The following is a 23,456-nucleotide window of genomic DNA, read 5'->3' on the forward strand; positions in this document are numbered from 1 at the left end:
GAGCAGATCATGTCGAACGACGGCGCAGACCGGCCGGTGGCCCTGGTCACCGGCGCGACCAGCGGCATCGGCCTCGCGGTAGCCCGGCTGCTCGGCGGGCGCGGGTACCGGGTGTTCCTCGGCGCCCGCACCGCCGAAAATGTCAGCGCGACGGTGAAACAGCTGCGCGAGGAGAATCTGACGGTCGACGGCGACGCGGTGGACGTGCGGTCGGGTGAGCAACTGCGGCAGTTCGTGCGATCGGCCGTCGACCGGTTCGGACCGATCGATGTGCTGGTGAACAACGCGGGCCGCAGCGGCGGCGGGGTGACCGCGGAGATCGCCGACGAGCTGTGGGACGACGTCATCGCGACCAACCTCACCAGCGTCTTCCGGTTGACCCGCGAGGTACTCACCACCGGCGGCATGCGGGCCAAGAGCAGCGGCCGCATCATCAATATCGCCTCCACCGCGGGTAAACAGGGCGTGGTGCTCGGCGCCCCGTATTCGGCGTCCAAACACGGCGTCGTCGGATTCACCAAGGCGCTCGGCAACGAGCTCGCGCCGACCGGGATCACCGTCAACGCCGTCTGCCCGGGTTATGTGGAGACGCCGATGGCCGCGCGGGTGCGGCAGGGCTATGCGGCGGCCTACGGCAAGACCGAGGAGCAGGTGCTCGCGCAGTTTCAGGCGAAGATCCCGCTCGGGCGCTATTCCACCCCGGAGGAGGTGGCCGGACTGGTCGGCTACCTGGCCTCCGATACCGCCGCGTCCATCACGGCCCAGGCGTTGAACGTCTGTGGCGGGCTCGGCAACTTCTGAGTCGAACAGCGAGGAGTTTCGATGACCACCGGCATTGTGCGCGAGGTCGAACACGAGATCGAGATCGCCGCGCCCGCGGACGCCGTCTACGGGCTGATCGCCGACGTCACCGCTTGGCCGCGCATCTTCGGGCCGACCATCCACGTCGAATACCTGGAGAAATCCGAAGGCGCCGAGCGGATCCGAATCTGGGCGACCGCCAACGGCACCGCCAAGAGCTGGACCTCGCGGCGCGTGCTCGATCGAGGCGAGCGCACCATCACCTTCCAGCAGGAGGTTTCCGCGCCCCCGGTGGCCTCGATGAGCGGCACCTGGCTGATCGAGGCGACGGCGGACAACCGTTCGCGGGTGCGGTTGCTGCACGGCTACCGCGCCGTCGACGACGATCCGGAGGGGCTGGCCTGGATCGATCAGGCGGTGGACCGCAATTCGCGCAGCGAGCTGAAGGGCCTGCGCGCGAGCGTCGAATCCGCCACGGGCACAACCGATGCCACCTTCTCCTTCGAGGATTCGGTGCGCATCGACGGCACGGCCGCCGACGCGTACGCCTTCATCGATCAGGCGCAGCTGTGGTCGCAGCGGCTGCCGCATGTGGCGCGGGTGGTGCTCGAGGAGCCGATGCCCGGGCTGCAGTCGCTCGAGATGGACACCCGCAGCGGTGACGGCCCGGTGCACACCACCAAGTCGTATCGGGTGCTGTTCCCGCATCATTCGATCGTCTACAAGCAGGTGACCCTGCCCGCCCTGATGTCGCTGCACACCGGACGCTGGACGTTCACCGAGGACGCCGACGGCGTACTGGCCACCTCACAGCACACGGTGACGATCGCGACCGAGCGGATCCCCGCGGTCCTGGGCGCGGACAAGACGCTCGTCGAGGCGAAGGTGATGGTGCGCCGCGCCCTGGGCGCCAACAGCACGGCCACGCTGAATCTCGCCAAAGCCTTTGCCGAGCAGCGTGGTTGAGCCGGGCGGTGACGTAATGACGGAACAGACGCAGGTGGTCGTCGTCGGCGCGGGCCCGGTCGGCTTGATGCTGGCCGGGGAGCTGCGCCTGCGCGGCGCGGCGGTGACCGTGCTGGAGCGGCGGGAGCTGCCCTCGACGGAGTCGCGGGCCTCGACCCTGCACGCGCGCACGATGGAGATTTTCGACGCCCGCGGTCTGCTCGACGAGCTCGGCACCCCGCCGCAGGAGAGCACCGGGCATTTCGGCGGGATCCCGCTCGATCTCGTGGTCGGAAGCCGGTTTCCGGGTCAGTGGAAGGTGCCGCAGACCCGGACCGAGGCGGTGTTGCACGCCTGGGCCGCCGCCCTGGGCGCGGATATCCGTCGCGGCTGGCGGGTCGACGCGGTCGACGATTACGGCGGGGGCGTCGAGGTCTGTGCCGAGACCGGCGGCGGAAAACGGCGGCTGCGAGCCGATTTCGTGGTCGGCTGCGATGGCATGGACTCCACCGTGCGCCGCGTCCGCGGCGTCGAGTTCGCAGGCTCGCCGGCCACCCGCGAGTTGCTGCGCGCGGATGTGGCCGGAATCGAGATCGCGCACCGGCGATTTGAGCGGCTCGAGCGCGGATTCGCCACGGCGGTCCGCAATCCTGCGGGAATCACCCGGGTCATGGTGCACCGTTTCGGATCTGCCGCGGCCGGGCGCACCGCCGAACCGGACTTCGCGGAGATCGTGGCGGCCTGGCACGAGGTCACCGGCGAGGACATCGGGCACGGAAAACCGCTGTGGGTCAATGCCTTCGACGACGCCAGCAGGCAGGTGCGGCACTATCGCAGCGGCCGGGTGCTGTTCGCGGGCGACGCCGCGCATCAGCAGATGCCCAGCGGCGGTCAGGCCCTGAATCTGGGCCTGCAGGATGCGGTGAATCTGGGCTGGAAACTCGCCGCGGTGCTCGGCGGCGCGCCGGACGAGGTGCTGGACAGCTATCACCGGGAGCGGCATGCGGTGGGCGAACGAGTCCTGGCGAATATCCGAGTCCAGACCGAATTGCTCCTCGGCGGTCCGGAAGTCGAGGCGCTGCGGACCACGATGCGCGAGTTGATCGGGCTGGAACGGGTCCGGGCGCATCTGGCCGGGATGATCAGCGGCGTCGACGTGCGCTATCCCGCGGAACCGGGCGAGCATCCGCTGCTGGGCGCGCGGCTGCCGGATCTACTGCTGCGCGAGGGCAGTTCGACCACGGCGTTGCTGCGCGACGGTCGCGGCCTCGTGCTCGGCTTCGGCGAGCAGCCGCTGGACGCGCTGCACAAGGTCGCCGGTCCGTGGTCGCATCGCGTCGGTGTGGCCGCGGTCCGGGGCTGCGGACCGGCTGCCACGGACGCCGTGCTGGTGCGGCCCGACGGCCATGTGGCCTGGGCCGGCGCCGCGGGTGCGGATCTGGAGGCCGTGCTCGGGCGCTGGTTCGGGGCGGCGCGGACAGGAGAGGGGGAGACGTGGACACCGATGTGATCGTGGTCGGCGCTGGGCCGACCGGACTGATGCTCGCGGGCGAACTGCGCCTGGCCGGCGCGGAAGTCGTCGTGCTGGAACAGCTGTCACAACCGAGCAGGCAATCGCGTGGGCTCGGCTTCACCGCCCGCGCCATGGAGACCTTCGACCAGCGCGGGCTGCTCGCGGCGTTCGGCGCGCTGGAAACCAGTGCGATGGGCCATTTCGGCGGGCTGGTATTCGACTACACCGAACTCGCGGACTGCCACTTCGGCTCCCGCGGCGTCCCACAGTCGCAGACCGAGTCGGTGCTGGAACGGTGGGCGAACGATCTCGGCGCGGACATCCGGCGCGGTGTGACGGTGCGCGGCCTGACCGACGATGGTGCGGCCGTAGCGGTTACGGCACTGGCGGCGGACCGGGAAATCACGCTGCGCGCCCGCTATCTGGTCGGTTGCGACGGCGGCCACAGCACGATTCGCAAGCTGGGTGGATTCGAGTTCTCGGGCATGCCGGCCACGCGCGGGATGTATCTGGCCGACGTGATCGGCTGCGATATCCGGCCGCGCTACCTGGGCGAGCGGTTGCCCGGCGGCATGGTCATGTCCATGCCACTGGGATCAGGCGTGGACCGGGTGGTGCTCTGCGAGCGTGGCGCTCCCGCCGTCGACCGCGGCGCGCCGGTCGATTTCGCCGAACTGGCCGCCGCCTGGGAACGCATAACCGGGGAGTCGATCGCGCACGGCAGCGCCGCGTGGGCCAGTTCGTTCTCCGACGCCACTCGGCAGGTCGCCGAATATCGCAGGGGCAGAGTGTTTCTCGCGGGCGACGCGGCCCATATCCATCTACCGGCCGGTGGGCAGGGTTTGAGCACCGGCGTGCAGGACGCGGCCAACCTGGGCTGGAAACTCGGCGCGGTGGTGTGCGGGCGGGCCGCCGCGGAGCTGCTCGACACCTACCATGCCGAACGCCACCCCGTCGGACGGCGGCTGCTGGAAAACACTCAGGTGCAGGGCATGATGTACCTCACCGGTGACGAGGCGGATCCGCTGCGTGCCCTGTTCACCGAGCTGATCGACCACGCCGAGGTCAGGGCGCATCTGGCGGGCACGGTGAGTGGGCTCGACATCCGCTATCCGGTCGAGCATGGCAGTCATCCGTTGGCGGGAAGGCGAATTCCGCCGCGTCCACTGCGCACCGCAACGGGCACGACCACGACCACCGAACTGCTGCATCCCGCGCGCTGGGTACTGTTGGATTCGGGCGCGGATGTCGCGGCGGCGGTCGAGCCGTGGCGCGATTCGGTGACGATCGTCGCCGTCGAGCCCGAGGACCGCGCGGGACTGGGCGGGGTGCGGGCCGCGCTGATTCGCCCCGACGGTTATGTGGCCTGGGCGACCGACCGCGCTCACGACACCGCGTCGCTGGCCGAGGCGTTGCGCGGCTGGTTCGGCGACTCCAGCGTCCCGCTCGATCGGGCGGCGGCCCGGTGACCACCGCCGAGCTGAGCCACTCCGCCGGAGTCCGCCGGGTGACATTGGAGGCCGACGGAATCACGCTGTCCGCCTTGGTGAGTCACCCGGAACAGCGGCCACCCCGGGCGACCGTGGTCGCACTGCACGGCGCGGGCGCGGGCGCGGGCTATTTCGACGGCCAGGCCACACCCGCGGTATCGCTGCTGGCCCTCGGTGCGCGACTGGGCTACACCGTGCTCGCCGTGGATCGGCCCGGCTACGGCCGCTCCCAGGCGCAACTACCCGAAGGGCAGCCGATGGCCGCGCAGGTGCGCACGCTGCGCGCCGCGCTGCGCGGATTCGCCGCCGCGGAGGATATCGGCGGCGGGCTGTTCTTGCTGGCCCACTCCTTCGGCGGCATGCTGGCCCTACAGCTGGCCGCGGGCGCGAACGCCCCGGAACATCTACTGGGCGTGGACATTTCGGGCTGCGGGTACCGGCATCCGCCCGATATTCTGCGGGTGCGCGATCCCCGGCGGCGGGCGCTGCGCAGTTGGGGACCGCTGCGGCTGTATCCGCCGTCCACCTTCCGGCCCGGCGTGGCGGCCGTCGCGCCTGTTCCGAGCGCGGAACTGGTCGAGCCGCTGCGCTGGCCGACGATCTTCCCGCGCGTCGCGCGCGGGGTCGCGGTACCCGTCCGGTTCACCTTCGCCGAGCACGAGTCGCTGTGGCGGCACGACCCGAAGACCCTGCGGGAGTTGCGCGCTCACTTCACAGCCGCGCCGCGGGTGATCGTGGAGCGGCAGGCCGAGGCCGGACACAACATCAGCCTCGGCTGGGCCGCGCGCACCTATCACCTGCGCGCTCTCGGATTCCTCGAGGACTGCCTGCTGCGGAAGGGAGGCGCGTGAAAGGGATAATCCTGGCCGGGGGCAGCGGCACCCGGCTGCATCCGGTCACCCGCGTGGTGTCCAAGCAGTTGCTGCCGGTCTACGACAAGCCGATGATCTACTACCCGCTCTCGGTGCTGATGTTGGCCGGTATCACCGATATCGAAATCATCTGCACCCCCGAGGATCTGCCGCGCTTCCGGATGCTGCTCGGCGACGGGTCGGAGCTCGGTCTGTGCCTGAGCTACGCCGAACAGGAAAAGCCGAGGGGGCTGGCCGACGCGTTCCTGGTCTCGCGCAAGCACATCGGGGACGATTCGGTCGCTCTCGTATTGGGCGACAACATCTTCCACGGCCCCGGCTTCGTGGAGGTGCTGCAGACGAACAGCCGGGCGGTGGACGGCTGCGTCCTGTTCGGCTATCCGGTGCACGACCCCGAACGGTACGGGGTCGCCGATCTCGACGCCGACGGCACGCTGCGCGGCCTGGTCGAGAAACCGGCGCAACCGCGGTCGAACCTCGCGGTCACCGGGCTGTACTTCTACCACAACGACGTGGTGGCCATCGCCGAGGATCTGAAGCCGTCCGAGCGCGGCGAACTCGAGATCACCGACGTGAACCGAGCCTTTCTGGCGCAGCACCGCGCTCGTCTGGTGCCGCTGGGCTGCGGCTTCGTCTGGCTCGACGCGGGAACCCACGAAGCTCTGATCGAGGCCGGGCAGTACGTGCAGATCATGGAGCGCCGCCAGGGCGTACGCATCGCCTGCATCGAGGAGATCGCGTTACGCATGGGCTACATCGACAGCGAATCGTGCCATCGGCTCGGCAGGCGACTCGCCAAATCACCCTACGGCCGCTACGTCATGGATGTCGCCGCGGCCGCCGGAACTACGACAGGAGTGTCCGATGACCATCCGAGTGTGGGATTACCTGCCTGAATACCAGAAGGAGAAGGAGGACGTCCTCGACGCGGTGCACACCGTCTTCGAATCCGGTCAGCTGATCCTCGGCGACAGTGTGCGCGGATTCGAGCGCGAGTTCGCGGCCTACCACGGTGTTGCGCACTGCACCGGCGTCGACAACGGTACCAACGCGGTGCAGCTGGCGCTGGAGGCGATCGGGGTCGGGTCCGGCGACGAGGTCGTCACGGTATCCAACACCGCCGCACCCACGGTCGTCGCGATCGTGGGAACGGGCGCGACCCCGGTCTTCGTCGACGTGCGGGCCGAGGACTACCTGATGGACACCGACCAGGTCGCCGCCGCGATCGGCCCGCGTACGAAGGCCATTGTGCCCGTGCATCTGTACGGTCAATGCGTCGATATGGATCCGCTGCGGCGGCTGGCCGCCGAACACGGCATCGCGATCGTCGAGGACTGCGCCCAGGCTCACGGCGCCCGCTACCGGGGTCGCCTGGCGGGCACCATGTCCGATGCGGCGGCCTTCTCGTTCTATCCGACCAAGGTGCTCGGCGCCTACGGCGACGGCGGTGCGGTGATCACCGCGGACGAGGCGGTCGACCGCAACCTGAAACAGCTGCGGTACTACGGCATGGACCGGGTCTACTACGTGGTCCGCACGCCCGGACACAATGCGCGACTGGACGAACTGCAGGCCGAGATCCTGCGCCGCAAGCTGGGCCGCCTCGACGACTACATCGCCGGACGCAACGCGGTCGCGCAGCGCTATCGTGAGGGCCTCGGCGATCTGGCCGAATCGCACGGATTGCTGCTTCCCGCAACCAATCCCGGCAATACCCACGTCTATTACGTCTATGTGGTGCGCCACCCGCGGCGGGACGCGATCATCGAGGCACTGCGCGAACACGACATCTTCCTGAACATCAGTTATCCGTGGCCGGTGCATACCATGTCCGGCTTCGCGCACCTGGGCTGGCGCACGGGACAGCTGCCGGTCACCGAGCGGCTGGCGAACGAAATCTTCTCGCTGCCCATGTATCCGGCGCTCACCGAGGCCGACCAGGACCGCGTCATCGAGGCATTGCGTAATACGTTGGCGGGGCTGTGATCACGCGGTCGGTACGGACCCGCTCCAACGAGGATCTGTCCGATCGGTTGGCGTTGTCCGCGGCGGCCACCGACGCGGGAGCGTGGCTGCGGACCGCGGATTTTCCGGACTGGCTGGCCGAGCGGGCGGCGGCCAACCGTTTCCAGGTGCGGCGTATTCCCTTCCGAGAGCTGGATTCCTGGTATTTCGCCTCCGATACCGGGAACCTGCGGCATCGCACCGGCAAGTTCTTCAGCGTCGAGGGTTTGTCGGTGCGGGTGGACGAGGGCACGGCGGGGGAGTGGCAGCAGCCGATCATCGTGCAGCCCGAGGTCGGAATCCTGGGCATCCTCGCCAAGGAATTCGACGGGGTGCTGCACTTTCTGATGCAGGCCAAGATGGAACCGGGCAACCGCAACCTGCTGCAGCTGTCGCCGACCGTTCAGGCCACCCGCAGCAACTACACCGGGGTGCATCGCGGCGGCGCGGTGCGATACCTCTCGCATTTCACCCGACCCGGTGCGTGCCGGGTACTCGCCGATGTGCTGCAATCCGAGCACGGCGCGTGGTTCTACCGCAAATCGAATCGAAACATGTTGGTGGAGACCGTCGACGACGTCGCGGTGCATCCCGATTTCTGCTGGCTCACCCTGGGGCAGATCGGCCGCCTGCTGCGCGCGGACAATGTCGTGAACATGGATTCGCGCACCGTGATCGCGACCTTCCCGATGAACGGGACCGGCGCGGTGGCACTGCATTCGGATGCCGAACTGCAATCCTGGTTCACCGCTGAGCGGGCCCGCCACGATGTGCAGGCCGAGCGGATGCCGCTGGCCGAGGTGGCGGGCTGGGAGCGCGGTGAATCCCAGCTCGGCCGGGCCGACGAGAAGTTCTTCCGGCTCGTCGCGGTCGCGGTCCAGGCGGGCAATCGGGAGGTCACCGCGTGGACGCAGCCACTGTTCGAACCGATCGGACAGGGGATCGCTGCCTTCGTCTTCCGCCGCATCGACGGTGTACCGCACGTGCTGGTGCAGGCGAAGGTGGAGGCGGGTTTTCTCGACACCGTCGAATTGGCGCCGACCGTGCAGTGTGTGCCGTCGAACTGGGATCGGCTGCCACCTTTTCTGGAGGTGGTGCTGGGTGCCACGCGGGACCGAATCCGCTACGACGTCGTGCATTCCGAGGAGGGTGGTCGGTTTCTCAACGCGGAGAGTCGCTATATGTTCGTCGAGGCAGATCTGCCGCTCACACCCCCGCCTGGCTATTGCTGGGCTACCCCCGCGCAGTTGAATTGGTTCGCGGGGCACGGGCACTATCTGAATGTTCAGGCCCGGACCCTGCTCGCGAACCTGAACGCGGGGGCCGTCTCACTCAATCGCGATTTCGCGCATCAGATGTGAAATGCGATACCGGCGCCCGCGGGGGCGCCGGTATTCCTCAGGCGACGAAACGGAAACCGATTCCGCGCACGGTGGCGATCCACTCGCCGTTTCCGATTTTCCGGCGGAGACTGTTGATATGGGTATCGATGGTCCGGCCGGACATCGACCCGTGCCAGATTTCCTCCGCGATGGTGCTGCGCTCGATCACTTGACCGGGGTTCGCGACAAGCAGCACCAGCAGATCGAATTCCTTGCGGGTCAACCGAACCGGGCGGCCCACCAATTCGACCCGCCGATTGGCGACATCGACCGACAGCGACCCGTGCTGAATGCGATCCGCGGGCGCGGATGTCGGATGCCACTGGGCGGGATGGAATCTGCGCAATACCGCCTCCACGCGCGCGATCAGCTCCCGCGTGCCGTAGGGCTTGGTGATGTAATCGTCTGCGCCGGCGCGCAATCCGAGCACCCGGTCCAGATCCGACTCCCGAGCGGTCACGATGATGATCGGAACCACGCTGGCCTCCCGGATCGCGCGGCAGAGCTGGATACCCTCCAGATCCGGCAGGTCCAAATCGAGCATTACCAGGTCGGCCGCGTGATAGCGCTCCAGTGCGTCGCCCGCGGTGTCGACTGCGGTGACCGTGTAGCCATGTCTTGCCAGTCGTTCGCTGAGCGAATCCCGATCGGTCTTGTTACTTTCGGCAAGCAAAATGTTGTGGGTCACCGAACGCTGGTCGGCTTCCACGCAACGCAATCCCATCAACCCCTCCAAAACAAATCGCTACCGTCCGTGCATTCGATGCATCGCGTTATCGGTGCCCACCCCCAGCCGAATCGATTGCGGCCCCATCGTTGTCGAGACCCTACTTCCTTTGTCCTCCGTTCGGGTGAAAGTGCCTTGTAGGCAGGGCATTTCACCGTCGTACGGCGAAGGCTACCGTGTGGTACTGTCGGCGATGCCGCCGTCGTGGCGACTCTCGGTGCGGCGGACGTTCCACGCGGGGCGCGATTGCCCTGGTCGCCTGTTCGACTGCAAGAAACCTCGGGGGGTGTTCCACGTGCAATTCGATCGATGGCTCGCCGGACAGCGAATTCTGATCGCGGACGGAAATGTGGCGTCTCGAACGGAATTGGCGAGATACCTTGTGCGTCACGGGTATACGGTGACAGAGGCGGAATCCGGAACGGAGGCCATCGAGGGTTCGGGCGACTGCGATCTGGTGGTCGTGAACCTGGAGCTTCCGGATGTGGACGGGCTGTATGTCTGCCGAGTCGTCGCCGACGACAGCGTGCCGATCATCGCGACGGCCGAACGCAAGTCGGAGCTGGACTGTGTGCTGGCGCTGCAGGCCGGCGCCGACGACTACGCCGCCAAGCCCTACCATCTGGCCGAGTTCGCGGCCCGGGTCGACGCCCTGATATGGCGCCGGTCGAACCGGTTGGCCGTCGCGGAGCCGACCTTCGAACACGGGCCGCTGCGCATCGATGTGCGTGCCCGCGAGGTCACGGTATACGACCGCCGAATCGAGCTGACTCGCAAGGAGTTCGACCTGTTGGTGCTGCTGTCGGAGTACTGCGGCCAGGTGGTGCCCCGCGGGCAGATCATGCGCACGGTCTGGGGCCACACCTGGTCGCGGCGCACCACCGACACCCATATCAGCAGCCTGCGCGCCAAACTCGGCCTCAGCGAATGGATCGTGTCGGTCCGCGGGGTCGGCTTCAAACTGGTCTGCGAGGCGCACTGGTCCGCCGCCCCGCCGAATCCCATGGCGGAGACGGGCTGACCGCGCGCCGGAAGCCGTTGCCACCGTGTCAGTTCCGGTCGCGGCGGAAGACGTCGGTCGGTCGCGGAGTCCCCTCGATGGTGACGACGTCGACACACCTGCCGACATTGCGGTTCTCGGCGGCCTCCCGAACAAGGGCGTCGGCCAGATCCACCCGCGAGGTGTAGCGGCCCGGAATGCTCGACGGCGCGATGGTGTAGTTGGTGATCCGGGAGCCGTCGAACAGGCCCGAGGCGCGGACGATGGTCCAGTCCAGGCCGCTGTTGCGGACCAGATGTTCCATGCGGCCCATGTCGTAGTAGGCGGTGCGGCCCAGGGTGAGCAGCAGCGGGAGCAGCACCGTCCGGAACATGAAAGTCTCGCCGGGAGCGGCCTTCCCGGCCACACAGACCGAGCTGACGCACACCAGCCGCCGCACGTCGTGGGTCGTCATCGCCTTGATCATGCAGCCGAGGCCCTCGGAGAACACCGAAACCGGCTTTCTGGTATAGGTTCCGCCCAGCACCGAGATCACCGCGTCATGTCCGACCACCGCCCGCTCGACGGAATCGATATCGCGCGCGTCGGCGCGGACGACCTGTAATCCGGGGTCGGTGAACGGGAATTCCTCGGGTCGGCGCACCGCGGCGGTCACGGTGTGGCCCTTGTCGAGCGCTTGCTTGACGACGTGCAGTCCGGTCCGCCCCGCGGCACCGAAAACGGTGAATTTCACCCGTTGCTCCTATTCGATTTCTCCGCTACCGGGAATGTCCGGTGAGCAGTGGAACGACCAGCGAGTCGATGATTCGTTCGTAGAATGCGCCGTCCACCGAACCGGCCTGATCGAGCAGGCGATAGAACACCATGGCCGGGACGATGTGGGCGATCAGTTCGGTATCGGCCTCGGGCGCGATCTCACCGCGCTCGCGGGCGCGTTCGACGATGGCGGTGTAGGCGGCCCGGCGCGGCTCGGCGATGACACGCTCGACGGTTTCGCGCAGCCGCGCATCGCGATTGACCGCGGAGGCGATGGCCGACAGCATCGCGTCGCGCGGACTGCTGCGGTCCAGATACATGGCGCCCACGGCCAGCAGGTCCGAGCGCAGGCTGCCGGTATCGGGCACGGGCTCGTCCCAGCCGAAGGATTGGATGGCGTCGCGGACGAGTTCGGCCTTGTCCTTCCAACGCCGGTAGACGGTGGCCCGCCCGGCGCCTGCCCGGCTGGCGATGGCGTCCATGGTCATTCGGTCGTAGCCGACCTCCGGGAGGATCTCGGCGACCGCGGCGAGCAGCATCCGATCCCGCTCCGGATCCCGGGGGCGGCCGGTCGGCTTCGGCTTGTTCTCGCCGTCTTGTTCTGACACCACGCGGTCAGCCTAACCGCTGCGGACTTACGAAACAAGTGTGTCTTGTATCGTATTTGAAAAACGAAATGAGACTGTATCGTTTCGTAAATACGACGGATGGGAGAGACCAGGTGAGTGCAGGTCAGGGTGGATGGAGCAGGCGGTTCGAGCTGTCTCGTCGCCACTTGTTCGCGATCGGCGGGGGACTTGCGGTGGCGGCCTGCAGTCCCGTCGGCGGTGCGGAGCGGGCCGAGCCCGCCGACGACAGCGGGTTGCGGTCGGCGGTGCGGGGGCGGGTGCTGCTGCCCGGTGACGCGGGCTTCGATCGGGCCAGGACACCGTGGAATCTGACGGTCGACCAGTCGGTGCGCGCGGTGGTGGAGCCGGCCGACGCCGATGATGCGGTGGCCTTGGTTCGCTACGCCCGCGACACGGGTCGCGACCTGGCGGTGCAGCCCAACGGTCACAACCCGTCGGCCGCGGTGAACGGGACGATACTGGTGCGGACGCGCGCGCTGAACGAGCTCCGGATCGATCCCGCCACCCGCTCGGCGCGGGTGGGTGCGGGCGTGAGCTGGGGGCAGGTGCAGGCGGCCGCGAGCGGGCATGGCCTGACCGGTGTCGCGGGCAGCTCGCCCGCGGTTGGCGTCACCGGGTACACCCTCGGCGGTGGGCTCAGCTGGTTCGCCCGGCGCTTCGGCTGGGCGTCCGACAGCGTGACCGCCTTCGACATCGTCGACGCCGACGCCACGGCGCGGCGGGTGACGAAAACCTCGGATCCCGAACTGTTCTGGGCACTGCGCGGTGGCGGCGGCGACCACGCGCTGATCACCGCGACCGAGTTCGATCTGCATCCGGCCCCCGCGCTCTACGGCGGCAAGATGGTGTGGCCGGTGGCCCTCGCCGCGCGGGTGCTGGCGGCGTTCCGGGAGATCACCGCGTCCGCGCCGGACGAGCTGACGCTGTGGTGGAGCCTGCTGCGCGTCCCGGACGCCCCGCCGATGGTCGCGGTCGACCTGACCTACCTCGGCGAGGCGGGCGCGGCCGAGACCCTGCTGCGTCCCCTCGACCGCATCGAGGGACGCCTGCGCGACACCCGGCGAAGCATGCCGCCAGCCGAGCTGGGGACCATCGTGGGCGAGCCCACCGATCCCAGTCCGATCAGCTCGCACATCGAGTTGTTGACCGCGCTCACCGACGCCGATGCCGTGAATCTGCTTGCCGAGCCGATGGATCCGCTGGTCGGCGTGCAGGTCCGCCATCTCGGCGGCGCGCTCGCGCGGCCGTCCGACAGTGCGGCGGGTGCGGTCACCGCGCCGTACTACCTCGGGCTGATCGCGGTCCAGCCGGCGCCCGCGGCCGCCGCCGCGAACGAGGACCGGGTGGCGAAATTTCTCGGCGCCCTCGAACAGTCCCGGAGTCGGCGAACGCCCCGGACCCTGCTCGGCCCGCGGCAGACGGCCGCGGACGCGTTCGGCTCGGACACGCTGAACCGCCTGCGTGACATCAAACGTCGCTCGGATCCGAAGGACCTGTTCCGGTCCAACTTCCCGGTGCTGAACGGTACCGCCGGTCGCTGATCGCGGACAACTACTTCCCTCAACCGGATCTGTCAAGATCGGAAGCGGGAGTTAGTCATCTGATCTATCAACGAAACTATTTGGTGTGAAACGTGTTACGGTGATCAAAGGAGCCGGCCGTCCGGCGGGGGCGAGGTACGAAAGGTTTGCTTCCCGAGTCCTGGCATTGCGGTGCAACGGATCCCGATGCTCACCACCACCTCGTTCTCCGTGGCTCGCTGCGTGGCTCCAGTTGTTGAAACCCGAATCAGTCTGTCCGGCAGTGCAACTGCCGGAACGTGCGATGCGGAGGTGAAGCGCCGTGTTCGTCGTGGGTCGTGCGACGACCCACATCCCTGCGAACGGTTAGGAGTGGCTGTTGCGCTGGCCGGAGGTCGTTGCCGGTTTCGCCGCGCGGCGGAAGTGGTTGTTGATAGTGGTCTGGGTGGCGCTGCTCGGTGCGGGCGCGCTCGGCGCCGGTGCGGTCGGTGACCGATTGAGCAACGGCTCCGGCCCGCCCGCCGCCGCGGACAGCGTCCGCACCGACGCCCTGCTGGCGCGCGGTTTCGAGGGACGCGGGCCGACCAGCGCGGTTCTCATCGTGCACGATCGGCGAAACGAGGCGGGCAGCGCCGAATTCGACGATCGCGCCCGTGCGGTCTTCGACGCGGTGGCCAGCGATCCGCGCCTCGAGGTCACCAGCAGTTTCGGCTGGAGCACGCAGGCGCCGGGGGACCGGGACGGCTTCCTGGGCAAGGATCACCGCACGGTGGTCACCTCGATCGGACTGGGGCTCGACGACGCGGCCGCGACCACGACGCTCCCCGCCATCCAGAAGGATCTCGAGAACCGCTTCGCCGGAGCCGGACTCGACGTCTCGCTGGTGAGTATCCAGGCCTTCCAGGGCGAGTTGACCGAGCAGAGCGCGACCGGCCTGGCGAAGGCGGAGCTGCTCGCGCTGCCGCTGATCGTGATCGTCCTGCTGCTGCTGTTCCGCAGTGTGGCCGCCACCGCGGTCGCGTTGGTCACGACGATGGCCGGAATCGTGCTCGCGCTCGGGCTGCTCGACCTGCTCGCCCAGGTGATGCAGCTCAACATCTTCGCGAAGAACATCATCGTCATGCTCGGGCTCGGCGTCGGTGTCGACTACGCGCTGGTGATGCTCAAACGCTTCAAATCCGAACTGGCACAGGGGCGGGACGTGTCCGCCGCGGTCACGCGGACGGTGGCGACGGCCGGGCATACGGTGATCGCCTCGGCGCTGACCATCGTGGTCGCGGTCGCCGCGCTGTTCATCGTCCCGCTGTCGACGGTCGTCTCCCTGGCCATCGGCGCGGTGCTCGCGGTGGTGCTGGCCATGCTCGTGGCCCTCCTGCTACTGCCCGCGCTGATGCATCTGCTCGGCAGGCGTATCGACGCCGGACGGATCCGGCTGCCCGAGTCGTGGCTGCACCGCGAATCGGATGCGGAATCGAGCCGGTGGCATCGGATCACGCTGCGGGTGATGAATCGTCCCGCGACCTTCCTGACCATCGGCATCGTCATCCTGCTGCTGCTGGCGATTCCGACGGTGAGCATGAAACTGTTCACCCCCGACGCCCGGATCCTGTCCGCCGCATCGCCGGTGACGCGCGGCGCGGATCTGGTCGCGGAGCAATTCGGTCCCGGCGTGGCGACGCCGATCGTGGTGGTGTTCGACAGCGACGCCCGCGCCCCCGACGCCGCGGCCTTCGCCGAACTCGAGCGGTTCGTCGCCGACGTGGGTGGGCTGCCGGATGTCGCGGCGGTCGGGTCGGCGCTGCCCGCGCTGCGGGCGATCGCCCCGTCCGATCCGCGGGCCGCCCTGGAACCGGCTGTGCTGGACCGAATTCCGCCCGATGCCCGCGCTGGGGTGCACCGCTACGTCGCCCGCGACGGCCGGACGTTCGTCGTGGAGGTGGTGTCGGCGCACCGCAGTTCGGACGATGCGACCACGCGCCTGCTGGACCGTGTCCGCGACCGGGCCGCGGCAGTACAGTCGATGACGACGGCGGTGGGTGGCGAGACCGCCCGCGGCGACGATTCCAACCGCGAGATCGCCCGCACCCTGCCGTGGGTGTTCGGTCTCATGCTCGTCGCCGTCTACCTGGTACTGCTGGGCACCTTCCGCTCGGTCTTCCTGCCGCTCAAGGCGATTGTGGCGAATGTGCTCACCGCGGGTGCGACGTTCGGCGTGATGGTCGTGATCTTCCAGTTCGGCTGGCTGCCCGAGTGGCTGGGCCTGGGGCACGCCGGTGCGCTGTTCTTCATCGATCCCCTGGTGGTGTTGGCGCTGATCGTCGGCCTGAGTACCGATTACGAGGTGTTCCTGCTCAGCAGGGTGCGCGAAGAGTATCTGTCCGGCGGCGACAACCGGCTCGCCGTCGCCCGCGGTATGAGCCGGACCGCACCGATGATCACCGGCGCGGCCCTGCTGATGATCGTCGTGTTCGGCGCCTTCGGCTTCGCCGGGATCATGCCGATCCAGCAACTCGGTATCGGCCTCGCGGTCGCGGTCGCCATCGATGCGACGGTGGTGCGGGTCGTGCTGGTGCCCGCCGCGATGCAGCTGATGGGCCGCTGGAACTGGTGGAACCCGTTGGCCCGTACGGGCCCGCCGAGATCCGGCCCGCCGGAACCGGCCGTGGTCGGCACCGGCGTGCGGGGTGCGGACCGATGAAATGGTGGAGCACGAAACGACAGCCCCGATTATCTGGGTATTGCCATGCTTATTTCTGAGTAAAATTATCTGAATGTAACACAGAATTCTTGAAACCCGGGGTAGTCCTCCGTAACATGGCAGGGGCCGAGGGTTGATATTCGGCAGAGATTGTGTTGGCGAGAATGACGTGAACCCTATTCTTCGTATTCCGATTCGCTGTGCCGTAGACGTGTTAGTCCTGCAATATCAGAAGGGGGCGTGTAATGCACGAGCCTTCACATCGAGACCTACCGGCATCGGTTGCCCGGGCCAAACGTGGCGGGGTGGCGGTGAGCGCTGTCGCCTGGCAACCGACCGCGACGATGAAGTGCGAAGAATGGCTTCGCCACGGTGAGCAGCTCGGTACGATCGGGCGGGCCGCGGCCTGGTGGATCGGCGATTGGGTCAACTACGGAAATGTCAAGTTCGGTGAAAAATATTCGCGCGCGGCGCGTATCACCGGCTATGATGTGCAGAGTTTGATGAATATGGCCTATGTCGCTTCCCGATTCGAGCAGCGGCGACGCAGAGAAAGACTCTCGTGGAGCCATCACGCAGAGGTTGCGGCGCTGGAGGTCCACGACCAGGACCGATGGCTGCGGCACGCGGAGGACTCCCAGCTGTCCGTGCGCGGCCTGCGGGAATTGCTGCGCGCCGAGCGTCGCCGGTTGTCCGGCGGCTCGGCGAGCCGGAAGAATCGGATGGAACCCGCGGTCGAGGAGAGCGGGCATATCACGGACCCCACGCCCGTCTGTCCCAACTGTGGTTTCCATCTGGCCGAGCGCGGTCTGTCCCATGAGAAAGGGCTCAAATCGGCATAGTCCCGCGCTGATCCGAGGTGCCGAGGCCGCCGCCCGCGGATGCGGGTGGCGGCCTCGGCATTTCTGAATCTCCCGACGTCGGGAGATTTTGCGACGATATCCGGCAATGCGGTAGCTTCGGACGCCGGGAGCTGCCCGCTGTTCACAGGTGATTCGAGGTGCGGTGATCCATGGCGGACGACGAAAAGATGCTGGACTACCTCAAGCGGGTCACGGTCGAGCTGCGGGCGGCACGCCGAAAAATCGACGAAAATGTCGAAAGAGCGCATGAGCCGATCGCCGTGGTGGGAATTTCCTGCCGGTATCCGGGTGGTGTCGATTCGCCGGATGAATTGTGGCGGCTGGTCCGCGACGGTGTCGACGCGGTATCGGATTTTCCGGCCGATCGTGGCTGGGACCTGGATACGATCCACCATCCCGACCCCGATCATCCGGGGACGACCTATGCGCGCTCGGGCGGCTTCATCGCCGGGGCCACGGAATTCGATGCCGCGTTTTTCGGTGTCGCTCCGCGCGAGGCGCTGGCGATGGACCCGCAGCAACGGTTGTTGCTCGAGGGAACCTGGGCTGCGTTCGAGGACGCGGGCATCGATCCCATGTCAGTGCACGGCGGCGAGGTCGGGGTGTTCATCGGCGGATCGACCTCCGATTACAGCCATATCGCTCGCTCCAGCGCCGTCGATCTCGGCGGGTACTGGGGTATCGGGACGGCCGCGGCCGTGCTGTCGGGTCGGGTGGCGTATGCATTCGGGTTGACCGGCCCAGCGGTGACGATCGACACCGCCTGCTCCTCGTCGCTGGTCGCGGTTCACCTTGCCGCACAGTCACTTCGGCGGGGCGAATGTGAGTTGGCGCTGGCCGCGGGTGTCGCAGTGAACGCGACTCCCGGTGTGTTCGTGGAGTTTTCACGCCAGCGCGGCCTGTCACCGGACGGCCGGTGCAAGTCCTTCGCCGAGGGTGCCGACGGGACCGGCTGGTCCGAGGGGCTGGGCGTGCTGGTGTTGGAGCGGTTGTCGGAGGCTCAGCGTCGCGGGCATCGGGTAATGGGTGTAGTGCGGGGTTCGGCAGTGAATCAGGATGGCGCGTCGAACGGTTTGACCGCGCCGAACGGTCCGTCGCAGGAGCGGGTGATCCGGGCGGCCCTGGCCGATGCCGGAGTGAAGACCACCGATGTCGACGCCGTGGAGGCGCACGGCACCGGGACGGTGCTGGGCGATCCGATCGAGGCCCAGGCTCTGATCGCGACCTATGGGAGCGGGCGCTCCGGTGACCCGCTGTGGCTCGGCTCGATCAAATCCAATATCGGCCACAGTCAGGCCGCCGCCGGGATGGCCGGACTGATCAAGATGATCATGGCCATTCGGCACGGTGAGCTGCCCAGGACCCTGCATGTGGATACGCCGACGACCAAGGTCGACTGGGCGGAGGCGGGCGTCGCGCTGCTGACCGAGGCCAGGCCGTGGCGCAAGGCCGACCGTCCGCGCCGGGCCGCGGTGTCCTCGTTCGGGGTGTCGGGCACCAATGCCCATGTCATCGTCGAACAGGCGCCCGAACCGGCACCCGTGCCGGTCTCGGATGCGAGCTCGCCGTTCACGGCGGCACCGCTGGCGTGGGTGCTGTCCGCGAAATCCGCTGCGGCGCTGGTAAACCAGGCGCGGCGACTGCGCGAGCGCGTGTTGGCCGAGCCGGGGCTGGATCCGGTGGATGTGGCCTGGTCGCTGGTGACGACGCGGGCGACGCTCCGGTTTCGCGCGGTGATCGTCGGCGCGGATCGCGAGGAACTGCTCGAGGGTCTGGACGCGGTGATCGAGGAGCGCTCACCCGCGGGGACCGCGCAGGTGATCACCGGCCAGGCCGACCGGTCCGGCCGGGTGGGTTTCGTCTTTCCGGGGCAGGGTGCGCAGTGGGCCGGGATGGCGGTCGATCTGCTCGACTCCTCGCCGGTGTTCGCGGCGCGGATCGAGGAGTGCGCGAAAGCGCTGGAGCCGCATGTGGATTGGTCGCTGGCGGCGGTATTGCGCGGCGAGCCGGGCGCGCCGTCGTTGGATCGCGTGGATGTGGTTCAGCCCGTGTTGTTCTCGGTGATGGTGTCGCTCGCGGGGCTGTGGGAGTCGTTCGGTGTGCGTCCGGACGGGGTGATCGGGCACTCGCAGGGTGAGATCGCCGCCGCGTGTGTGGCCGGGGCGCTGTCGCTCGAGGATGCCGCGCGCATCGTGGCCGTGCGCAGCCGACTCATTCAGCACGAGGTCGACCGCGGCGGCGCGATGCTGTCGATCGTCGAATCCGAGGCGACGGTGCGATCCATGCTGAACGGAGACGCCGAGCGCATCGCGATCACCGCGGTCAACGGCCCGCGATCGGTCGTGGTGGCGGGTGAACCGGAGGTGCTGGCGACCTTCGAACGCCGGTTGGCCCGCGCCGGGATCATGCGCTGGATGGTGCCGGGCGTCGACTTCGTCGCCCATTCGGCGGCCGTGACGAATTTGGAAGACAGGCTGATTCGCGAACTGGCGACGATCCGGCCGCGGGCGACGGAGACCGCCTTCTACTCCACGGTCGACGGCGCGGCCGCGCGGACCTCGACGCTGGACGCCGGATACTGGTACCGGAACCTGCGTGAGCCGGTACGGTACGCCGCGGGCGTCCGGGCGCTGCTCGGTTCGGGACACGATGTGCTCATCGAGGTGAGCGCGCATCCGCTCCTCACCCTCGGCACCGAGGAGACGATCGCCGACATCGGCGCCCGCGCGGGCGTGACGGCGACCCTGCAGCGCGGCGCGGGTGACCCGCGGCGCATGCTGACCGCCCTCGCCGAGGCGTTCGTGGTCGGCGCGCGGGTCGACTGGCCGGTGCTGTTCGCCGGTCGGTCGGCGCGGCGCGTGGACCTACCAACCTATGCCTTCGACCGCGAGCGCTTCTGGGTCACCGGTGACGACGGCGGCGACGCGCGGGCGCTGGGCATGCGCCCGGAGGAACATCCGCTGCTGGCCGGATCGGTGCGGCTGGCCAACGGTTCCGGGTGGCTGTCGACCGGGCGCTGGTCGATCGATCGATATCCGTGGCTGGCCGATCACACCGTCTTCGGCGAGGTGGTGATCTCCGGTACCACGCTGGTGGAATTGGCTGCCGCCGTGGGGGATCGGGTGGGTTGTCCGGTCGTGGCGGAACTGGTCCTCGAAGCCCCGCTCATCGTCCCGGTCGGCGGCACGGTCGCCGTGCAGCTGTGGGTCGGTGAACCGGATGCCGACGGCCGGGCCGAATTCGAGGTGTACTCCGGGGCCGACGTGCTCGAGGGCGGCTGGACGCGTCATGCCAGCGGCACGCTGACCACCGGTGGGTCGGACGCGGCGTCCGACTGGGACGTCCGGCCGCCCGAGGACGCGGTGAATATCGCTGTGGGCGAATGGTATTCGGCGATGGCGGTGCGGGGGGTGGGCTACGGTCCGGCGTTTCGCGGTTTACGGTCGGTGCGGCGGCGCGGCGACGAGGTCTTCGCCGAGGTCGACACGGCCGGGGACGCGGGCTTCCGGGTGCATCCCGCGGCGTTGGACGCCGTGCTGCATGCGGTGCTGGTTGCGGACGATGACGCGGAATCGGTTGTGGCACTGCCGTTCTCGTGGTCGGGGGTGCGGATGTACCCCGAAGCCGACCCGCACTCGCTGCGGGTGCGGCTGACCCGGACCGGTCCGGCATCCGTCGCGCTGGTGGCCACCGATGGGCGGGGCCGCGCCGCGCTGACGGTGGACTCGGTGTCCATTCGGCCGGTCTCCGTCGAGCAGTTGCGGGCGGCCCGTCCACAGCGCGCCGATTCGCTGTTCACGCTGGACTGGACGGCTGCCGAACCGAGCTCGGCACGCCCTGCGAATTCCCTTGCGCTGATCACCGAATCCGTTGCGCTGGAAGAGATCTCGTCGGGCACGGCCGAACGCTATCGCGATCTCGCCGCGCTGGTCGCGGACGTCGCGGCGGGAGCGTCGCCGCCCGCGGTGGTCGTCGCCCCGATCGTCGCCCCCGCGGACACGGACGTTCCCGGGGCGGTCCACGCGGTGACGCGGCAGACCCTGGAGCTGCTGCAGGATTGGCTGTCCGCTCCGGTGACCGCGCATGCCGATACCCGCCTGATGATCGTGACCACCCGGGCGATGGCGGTGGAAAAGGATGTGGCGCCGAATCTTGCGACCGCCGCGATCTGGGGTCTGGTGCGCAGCGCACAGGCCGAACATCCGGACCAGCTGGTGCTCGCCGACCTCGAACTCGACCCGGTCGACGATCCCGCACGGTGGTGGCGCGAGGTGGAACTGGCCGCGGGCGCGGGCGCGGCACAGGTCGCGGTGCGCGGCGGCCACATCCGGGTCCCCAGACTGCGGCACGCTCCGGCGACCGTTCCGGCGGCCCCGGTGTTCGATGCCGAGTCCACCGTGCTGATCACCGGCGGCGCAGGCGGTTTGGGCGCACAGGTGGCCCGGCACGCGGTGCGTGAACACGGCGTGCGATCGCTGGTACTGGCCAGCCGCGGCGGCGCGAGCGCGGCGGCGCGGGCACTGTCGGCGGAACTGACCGAGCTCGGCGCGCGCGTGCGGCTCGCGGCCTGCGACGTGACCGATCGGGCCGCCGTGCACGAGCTGGTCGCCTCGATCGGTGACGAGTTCCCGCTTCGGGCGGTCGTGCACTGCGCGGGTGTCCTGGCCGACGGCGTGATCGCGTCGATGAGCGCGGCGCAACTCGATCGGGTACTGGCCGCCAAGGTGGATGGCGCGTGGCATCTGCACGAGGCCACCCGAGATCTGAACCTGGCCGGATTCGTGCTGTTCTCGTCGGTGGCCGGTGTGGTCGGCGCACCCGGACAGGCGAACTACGCGGCGGCGAACGTATTCCTGGACGCGCTGGCGCAGTGGCGGCAGGTCGCCGGGCAGGCCGCCACCGCGCTCGCGTGGGGCTTCTGGGAACAGGACACCGCCATGACACAGCAGTTGGGGGAGCTGGACATCGCGCGCCTGGCCGACCTCGGTGTGGCCGCCCTGTCCGTCGACGAGGGCCTGGCGCTGTTGGATGCCGCGCTGTCGCGCACGACACCCGCGCTCTGCCCGGTCCGGCTGGATATGGGCGCGCTGCGAGCGCAGGCTCGCCTCGGTGCGCTGCCCGAGGTGCTCGCGGGACTGGTTCCCCCCGGCGATACGCGCGGCGAATCCGGTGCGCGGCTGCGGACTCGGCTGGCCGGTCTGCCCGCCGAGGAGCGGGAGGATCAGCTGCTGCGGGCGGTGCTCGACGAGGTCGCCACGGTCCTGCACCATCGCGACGCGCGCGGGATCGATCCCGAAAGCGCCTTCCGGGACCTGGGTTTCGATTCGCTGGCCGCCGTGCAGTTCCGCAATCGTCTGGCGGCCACCACCGGATTCACCCTCTCGCCCACCCTGGTCTTCGACTATCCGACCCCACACGCCCTCGCGACCTATCTGCTCGAGCTCATCGAGCCCGCCACGCCGCGGCAGGCGCCATCGCGCGGCGGCGTCGGTTCGGCTGCGACGGATGTGGATCCGATCGTGGTGGTCGGGATGGCCTGCCGGTATCCCGGCGACGTCCGGTCACCGGAGGCGCTGTGGGAGTTGGTGGATCGAGGCGTCGACGCGGTGACGGAGTTCCCGGACGACCGCGGGTGGGATGTCGAGGCGCTGTACCACCCGGATCCGGACCATCCCGGTACCAGTTATGCGCGGACCGGTGGATTCCTCTCGGATGTGGGCGATTTCGATGCGGCGTTCTTCGGTGTGGGTCCGCGGGAGGCGTTGGCGATGGATCCGCAGCAGCGGTTGCTGTTGGAGGGTACGTGGGAGGCGCTGGAGGATGCGGGGATCGATCCGGAGTCGTTGCGGGGCAGCGATACCGGCGTCTTCGCCGGTGTGATGTATCAGGATTACGAACTGTTGGCACGCACCCGTCCCGATCTCGGCGGATATTGGGCGGTGGGTTCGGCGGGCAGTGTGTTGTCGGGGCGGGTGGCCTATACCTTCGGGCTGACCGGCCCCGCGTTGACGGTCGACACGGCCTGCTCCTCCTCGCTGGTCGCGGTGCATCTGGCCGCGCAGTCGCTGCGGCGCGGCGAATGCGGGATGGCGGTCGCGGCCGGGGTCACCGTGAATTCGACACCGACTGTGTTCGTGGAGTTTTCGCGGCAGCGTGCGATGTCGGTTGATGGTCGGTGTAGGTCGTTCGCGGAGGGTGCGGATGGGGCGGGGTGGTCGGAGGGTTTGGGTGTGTTGGTGTTGGAGCGGTTGTCGGA

General features: G+C 68.5%; 16 protein-coding genes. 13 read left to right on the top strand and 3 right to left on the bottom strand.

Going from position 1 to position 23,456, the window contains the following annotated elements; genetic code table 11:
- Positions 1 to 9 precede the first annotated feature (9 nt).
- From NDR87_RS35015 to NDR87_RS35050, 8 genes are read left to right on the top strand one after another with little or no spacing between them, the layout of a single operon-like run.
- On the top strand, positions 10 to 801 hold the full coding sequence (locus tag NDR87_RS35015) for an SDR family NAD(P)-dependent oxidoreductase (protein ID WP_251918233.1): 792 nt from the start codon (positions 10 to 12) through the stop codon (positions 799 to 801).
- Between the two features lie 21 nt (positions 802 to 822).
- Positions 823 to 1,767 carry an aromatase/cyclase gene (locus NDR87_RS35020; protein ID WP_251918235.1) on the top strand — a complete coding sequence of 315 codons (945 nt, stop codon included), beginning with the start codon at positions 823 to 825 and terminating at the stop codon, positions 1,765 to 1,767.
- A 16-nt stretch (positions 1,768 to 1,783) separates the two neighbouring features.
- Positions 1,784 to 3,256, top strand: a complete 1,473-nt coding sequence (locus tag NDR87_RS35025; RefSeq protein ID WP_251918237.1) for an FAD-dependent monooxygenase — start codon at positions 1,784 to 1,786, stop codon at positions 3,254 to 3,256.
- On the top strand, positions 3,241 to 4,728 hold the full coding sequence (locus NDR87_RS35030; RefSeq protein WP_251918239.1) for an FAD-dependent monooxygenase: 1,488 nt from the start codon (positions 3,241 to 3,243) through the stop codon (positions 4,726 to 4,728). Before NDR87_RS35025 ends, NDR87_RS35030 begins: the two co-directional genes overlap by 16 nt.
- Positions 4,725 to 5,600 carry an alpha/beta hydrolase gene (locus NDR87_RS35035; protein ID WP_251918241.1) on the top strand — a complete coding sequence of 292 codons (876 nt, stop codon included), beginning with the start codon at positions 4,725 to 4,727 and terminating at the stop codon, positions 5,598 to 5,600. Before NDR87_RS35030 ends, NDR87_RS35035 begins: the two co-directional genes overlap by 4 nt.
- On the top strand, positions 5,597 to 6,517 hold the full coding sequence (gene rfbA, locus NDR87_RS35040; RefSeq protein ID WP_251918243.1) for a glucose-1-phosphate thymidylyltransferase RfbA: 921 nt from the start codon (positions 5,597 to 5,599) through the stop codon (positions 6,515 to 6,517). The genes NDR87_RS35035 and rfbA overlap by 4 nt, the downstream gene beginning before the upstream one ends.
- Complete coding sequence (locus NDR87_RS35045) at positions 6,486 to 7,607, top strand: DegT/DnrJ/EryC1/StrS aminotransferase family protein (RefSeq protein WP_251918245.1); 1,122 nt, start codon at positions 6,486 to 6,488, stop codon at positions 7,605 to 7,607. The genes rfbA and NDR87_RS35045 overlap by 32 nt, the downstream gene beginning before the upstream one ends.
- Positions 7,604 to 8,986, top strand: a complete 1,383-nt coding sequence (locus tag NDR87_RS35050) for an NDP-hexose 2,3-dehydratase family protein (protein WP_251918248.1) — start codon at positions 7,604 to 7,606, stop codon at positions 8,984 to 8,986. The genes NDR87_RS35045 and NDR87_RS35050 overlap by 4 nt, the downstream gene beginning before the upstream one ends.
- Before the next feature lie 37 nt (positions 8,987 to 9,023).
- On the opposite strand, the gene NDR87_RS35055 is transcribed toward NDR87_RS35050, so the two are convergent.
- A complete protein-coding gene (locus tag NDR87_RS35055; RefSeq protein WP_251918249.1) occupies positions 9,024 to 9,731 on the bottom strand; it encodes a response regulator transcription factor in 708 nt (235 codons plus the stop codon).
- A gap of 196 nt (positions 9,732 to 9,927) precedes the next feature.
- Between NDR87_RS35055 and NDR87_RS35060 the strand changes: the two genes are divergently transcribed.
- Complete coding sequence (locus NDR87_RS35060; protein WP_286014423.1) at positions 9,928 to 10,755, top strand: response regulator transcription factor; 828 nt, start codon at positions 9,928 to 9,930, stop codon at positions 10,753 to 10,755.
- A gap of 28 nt (positions 10,756 to 10,783) precedes the next feature.
- On the opposite strand, the gene NDR87_RS35065 is transcribed toward NDR87_RS35060, so the two are convergent.
- Both NDR87_RS35065 and NDR87_RS35070 read right to left on the bottom strand, forming a co-directional pair.
- On the bottom strand, positions 10,784 to 11,467 hold the full coding sequence (locus NDR87_RS35065; protein ID WP_251918251.1) for an NAD(P)H-binding protein: 684 nt from the start codon (positions 11,465 to 11,467) through the stop codon (positions 10,784 to 10,786).
- 25 nt (positions 11,468 to 11,492) lie between these two features.
- Positions 11,493 to 12,101 carry a TetR/AcrR family transcriptional regulator gene (locus NDR87_RS35070; protein ID WP_251918253.1) on the bottom strand — a complete coding sequence of 203 codons (609 nt, stop codon included), beginning with the start codon at positions 12,099 to 12,101 and terminating at the stop codon, positions 11,493 to 11,495.
- Positions 12,102 to 12,211: 110 nt separating this feature from the next.
- Between NDR87_RS35070 and NDR87_RS35075 the strand changes: the two genes are divergently transcribed.
- From NDR87_RS35075 to NDR87_RS37550, 4 genes are all read left to right on the top strand, one after another.
- Positions 12,212 to 13,660 (top strand): FAD-binding oxidoreductase, encoded by a 1,449-nt coding sequence (locus NDR87_RS35075; protein WP_251918255.1) that lies wholly within the window; start codon positions 12,212 to 12,214, stop codon positions 13,658 to 13,660.
- A 358-nt stretch (positions 13,661 to 14,018) separates the two neighbouring features.
- A complete protein-coding gene (locus NDR87_RS35080; protein WP_251918257.1) occupies positions 14,019 to 16,337 on the top strand; it encodes an efflux RND transporter permease subunit in 2,319 nt (772 codons plus the stop codon).
- 311 nt (positions 16,338 to 16,648) lie between these two features.
- Positions 16,649 to 17,179, top strand: a complete 531-nt coding sequence (locus NDR87_RS35085; RefSeq protein WP_251918258.1) for an LmbU family transcriptional regulator — start codon at positions 16,649 to 16,651, stop codon at positions 17,177 to 17,179.
- Between the two features lie 170 nt (positions 17,180 to 17,349).
- On the top strand, positions 17,350 to 23,456 hold a 6,107-nt coding region (locus NDR87_RS37550; RefSeq protein WP_286014407.1), incomplete at its 3' end, for a type I polyketide synthase.

This window comes from Nocardia sp. CDC159, from assembly GCF_023740735.1.
Lineage (GTDB): Bacteria > Actinomycetota > Actinomycetes > Mycobacteriales > Mycobacteriaceae > Nocardia > Nocardia pulmonis.

Bases quoted from the DNA above. Each gene is read 5' to 3' on its own strand.
- NDR87_RS35055 (WP_251918249.1), bottom strand. From the start codon at position 9,731: ATGGGATTGCGTTGCGTGGAAGCCGACCAGCGTTCGGTGACCCACAAC.
- NDR87_RS35025 (WP_251918237.1), top strand. From the start codon at position 1,784: ATGACGGAACAGACGCAGGTGGTCGTCGTCGGCGCGGGCCCGGTCGGC.
- NDR87_RS35015 (WP_251918233.1), top strand. From the start codon at position 10: ATGTCGAACGACGGCGCAGACCGGCCGGTGGCCCTGGTCACCGGCGCG.
- NDR87_RS35045 (WP_251918245.1), top strand. From the start codon at position 6,486: ATGACCATCCGAGTGTGGGATTACCTGCCTGAATACCAGAAGGAGAAG.
- NDR87_RS35020 (WP_251918235.1), top strand. From the start codon at position 823: ATGACCACCGGCATTGTGCGCGAGGTCGAACACGAGATCGAGATCGCC.
- NDR87_RS35060 (WP_286014423.1), top strand. From the start codon at position 9,928: ATGCCGCCGTCGTGGCGACTCTCGGTGCGGCGGACGTTCCACGCGGGG.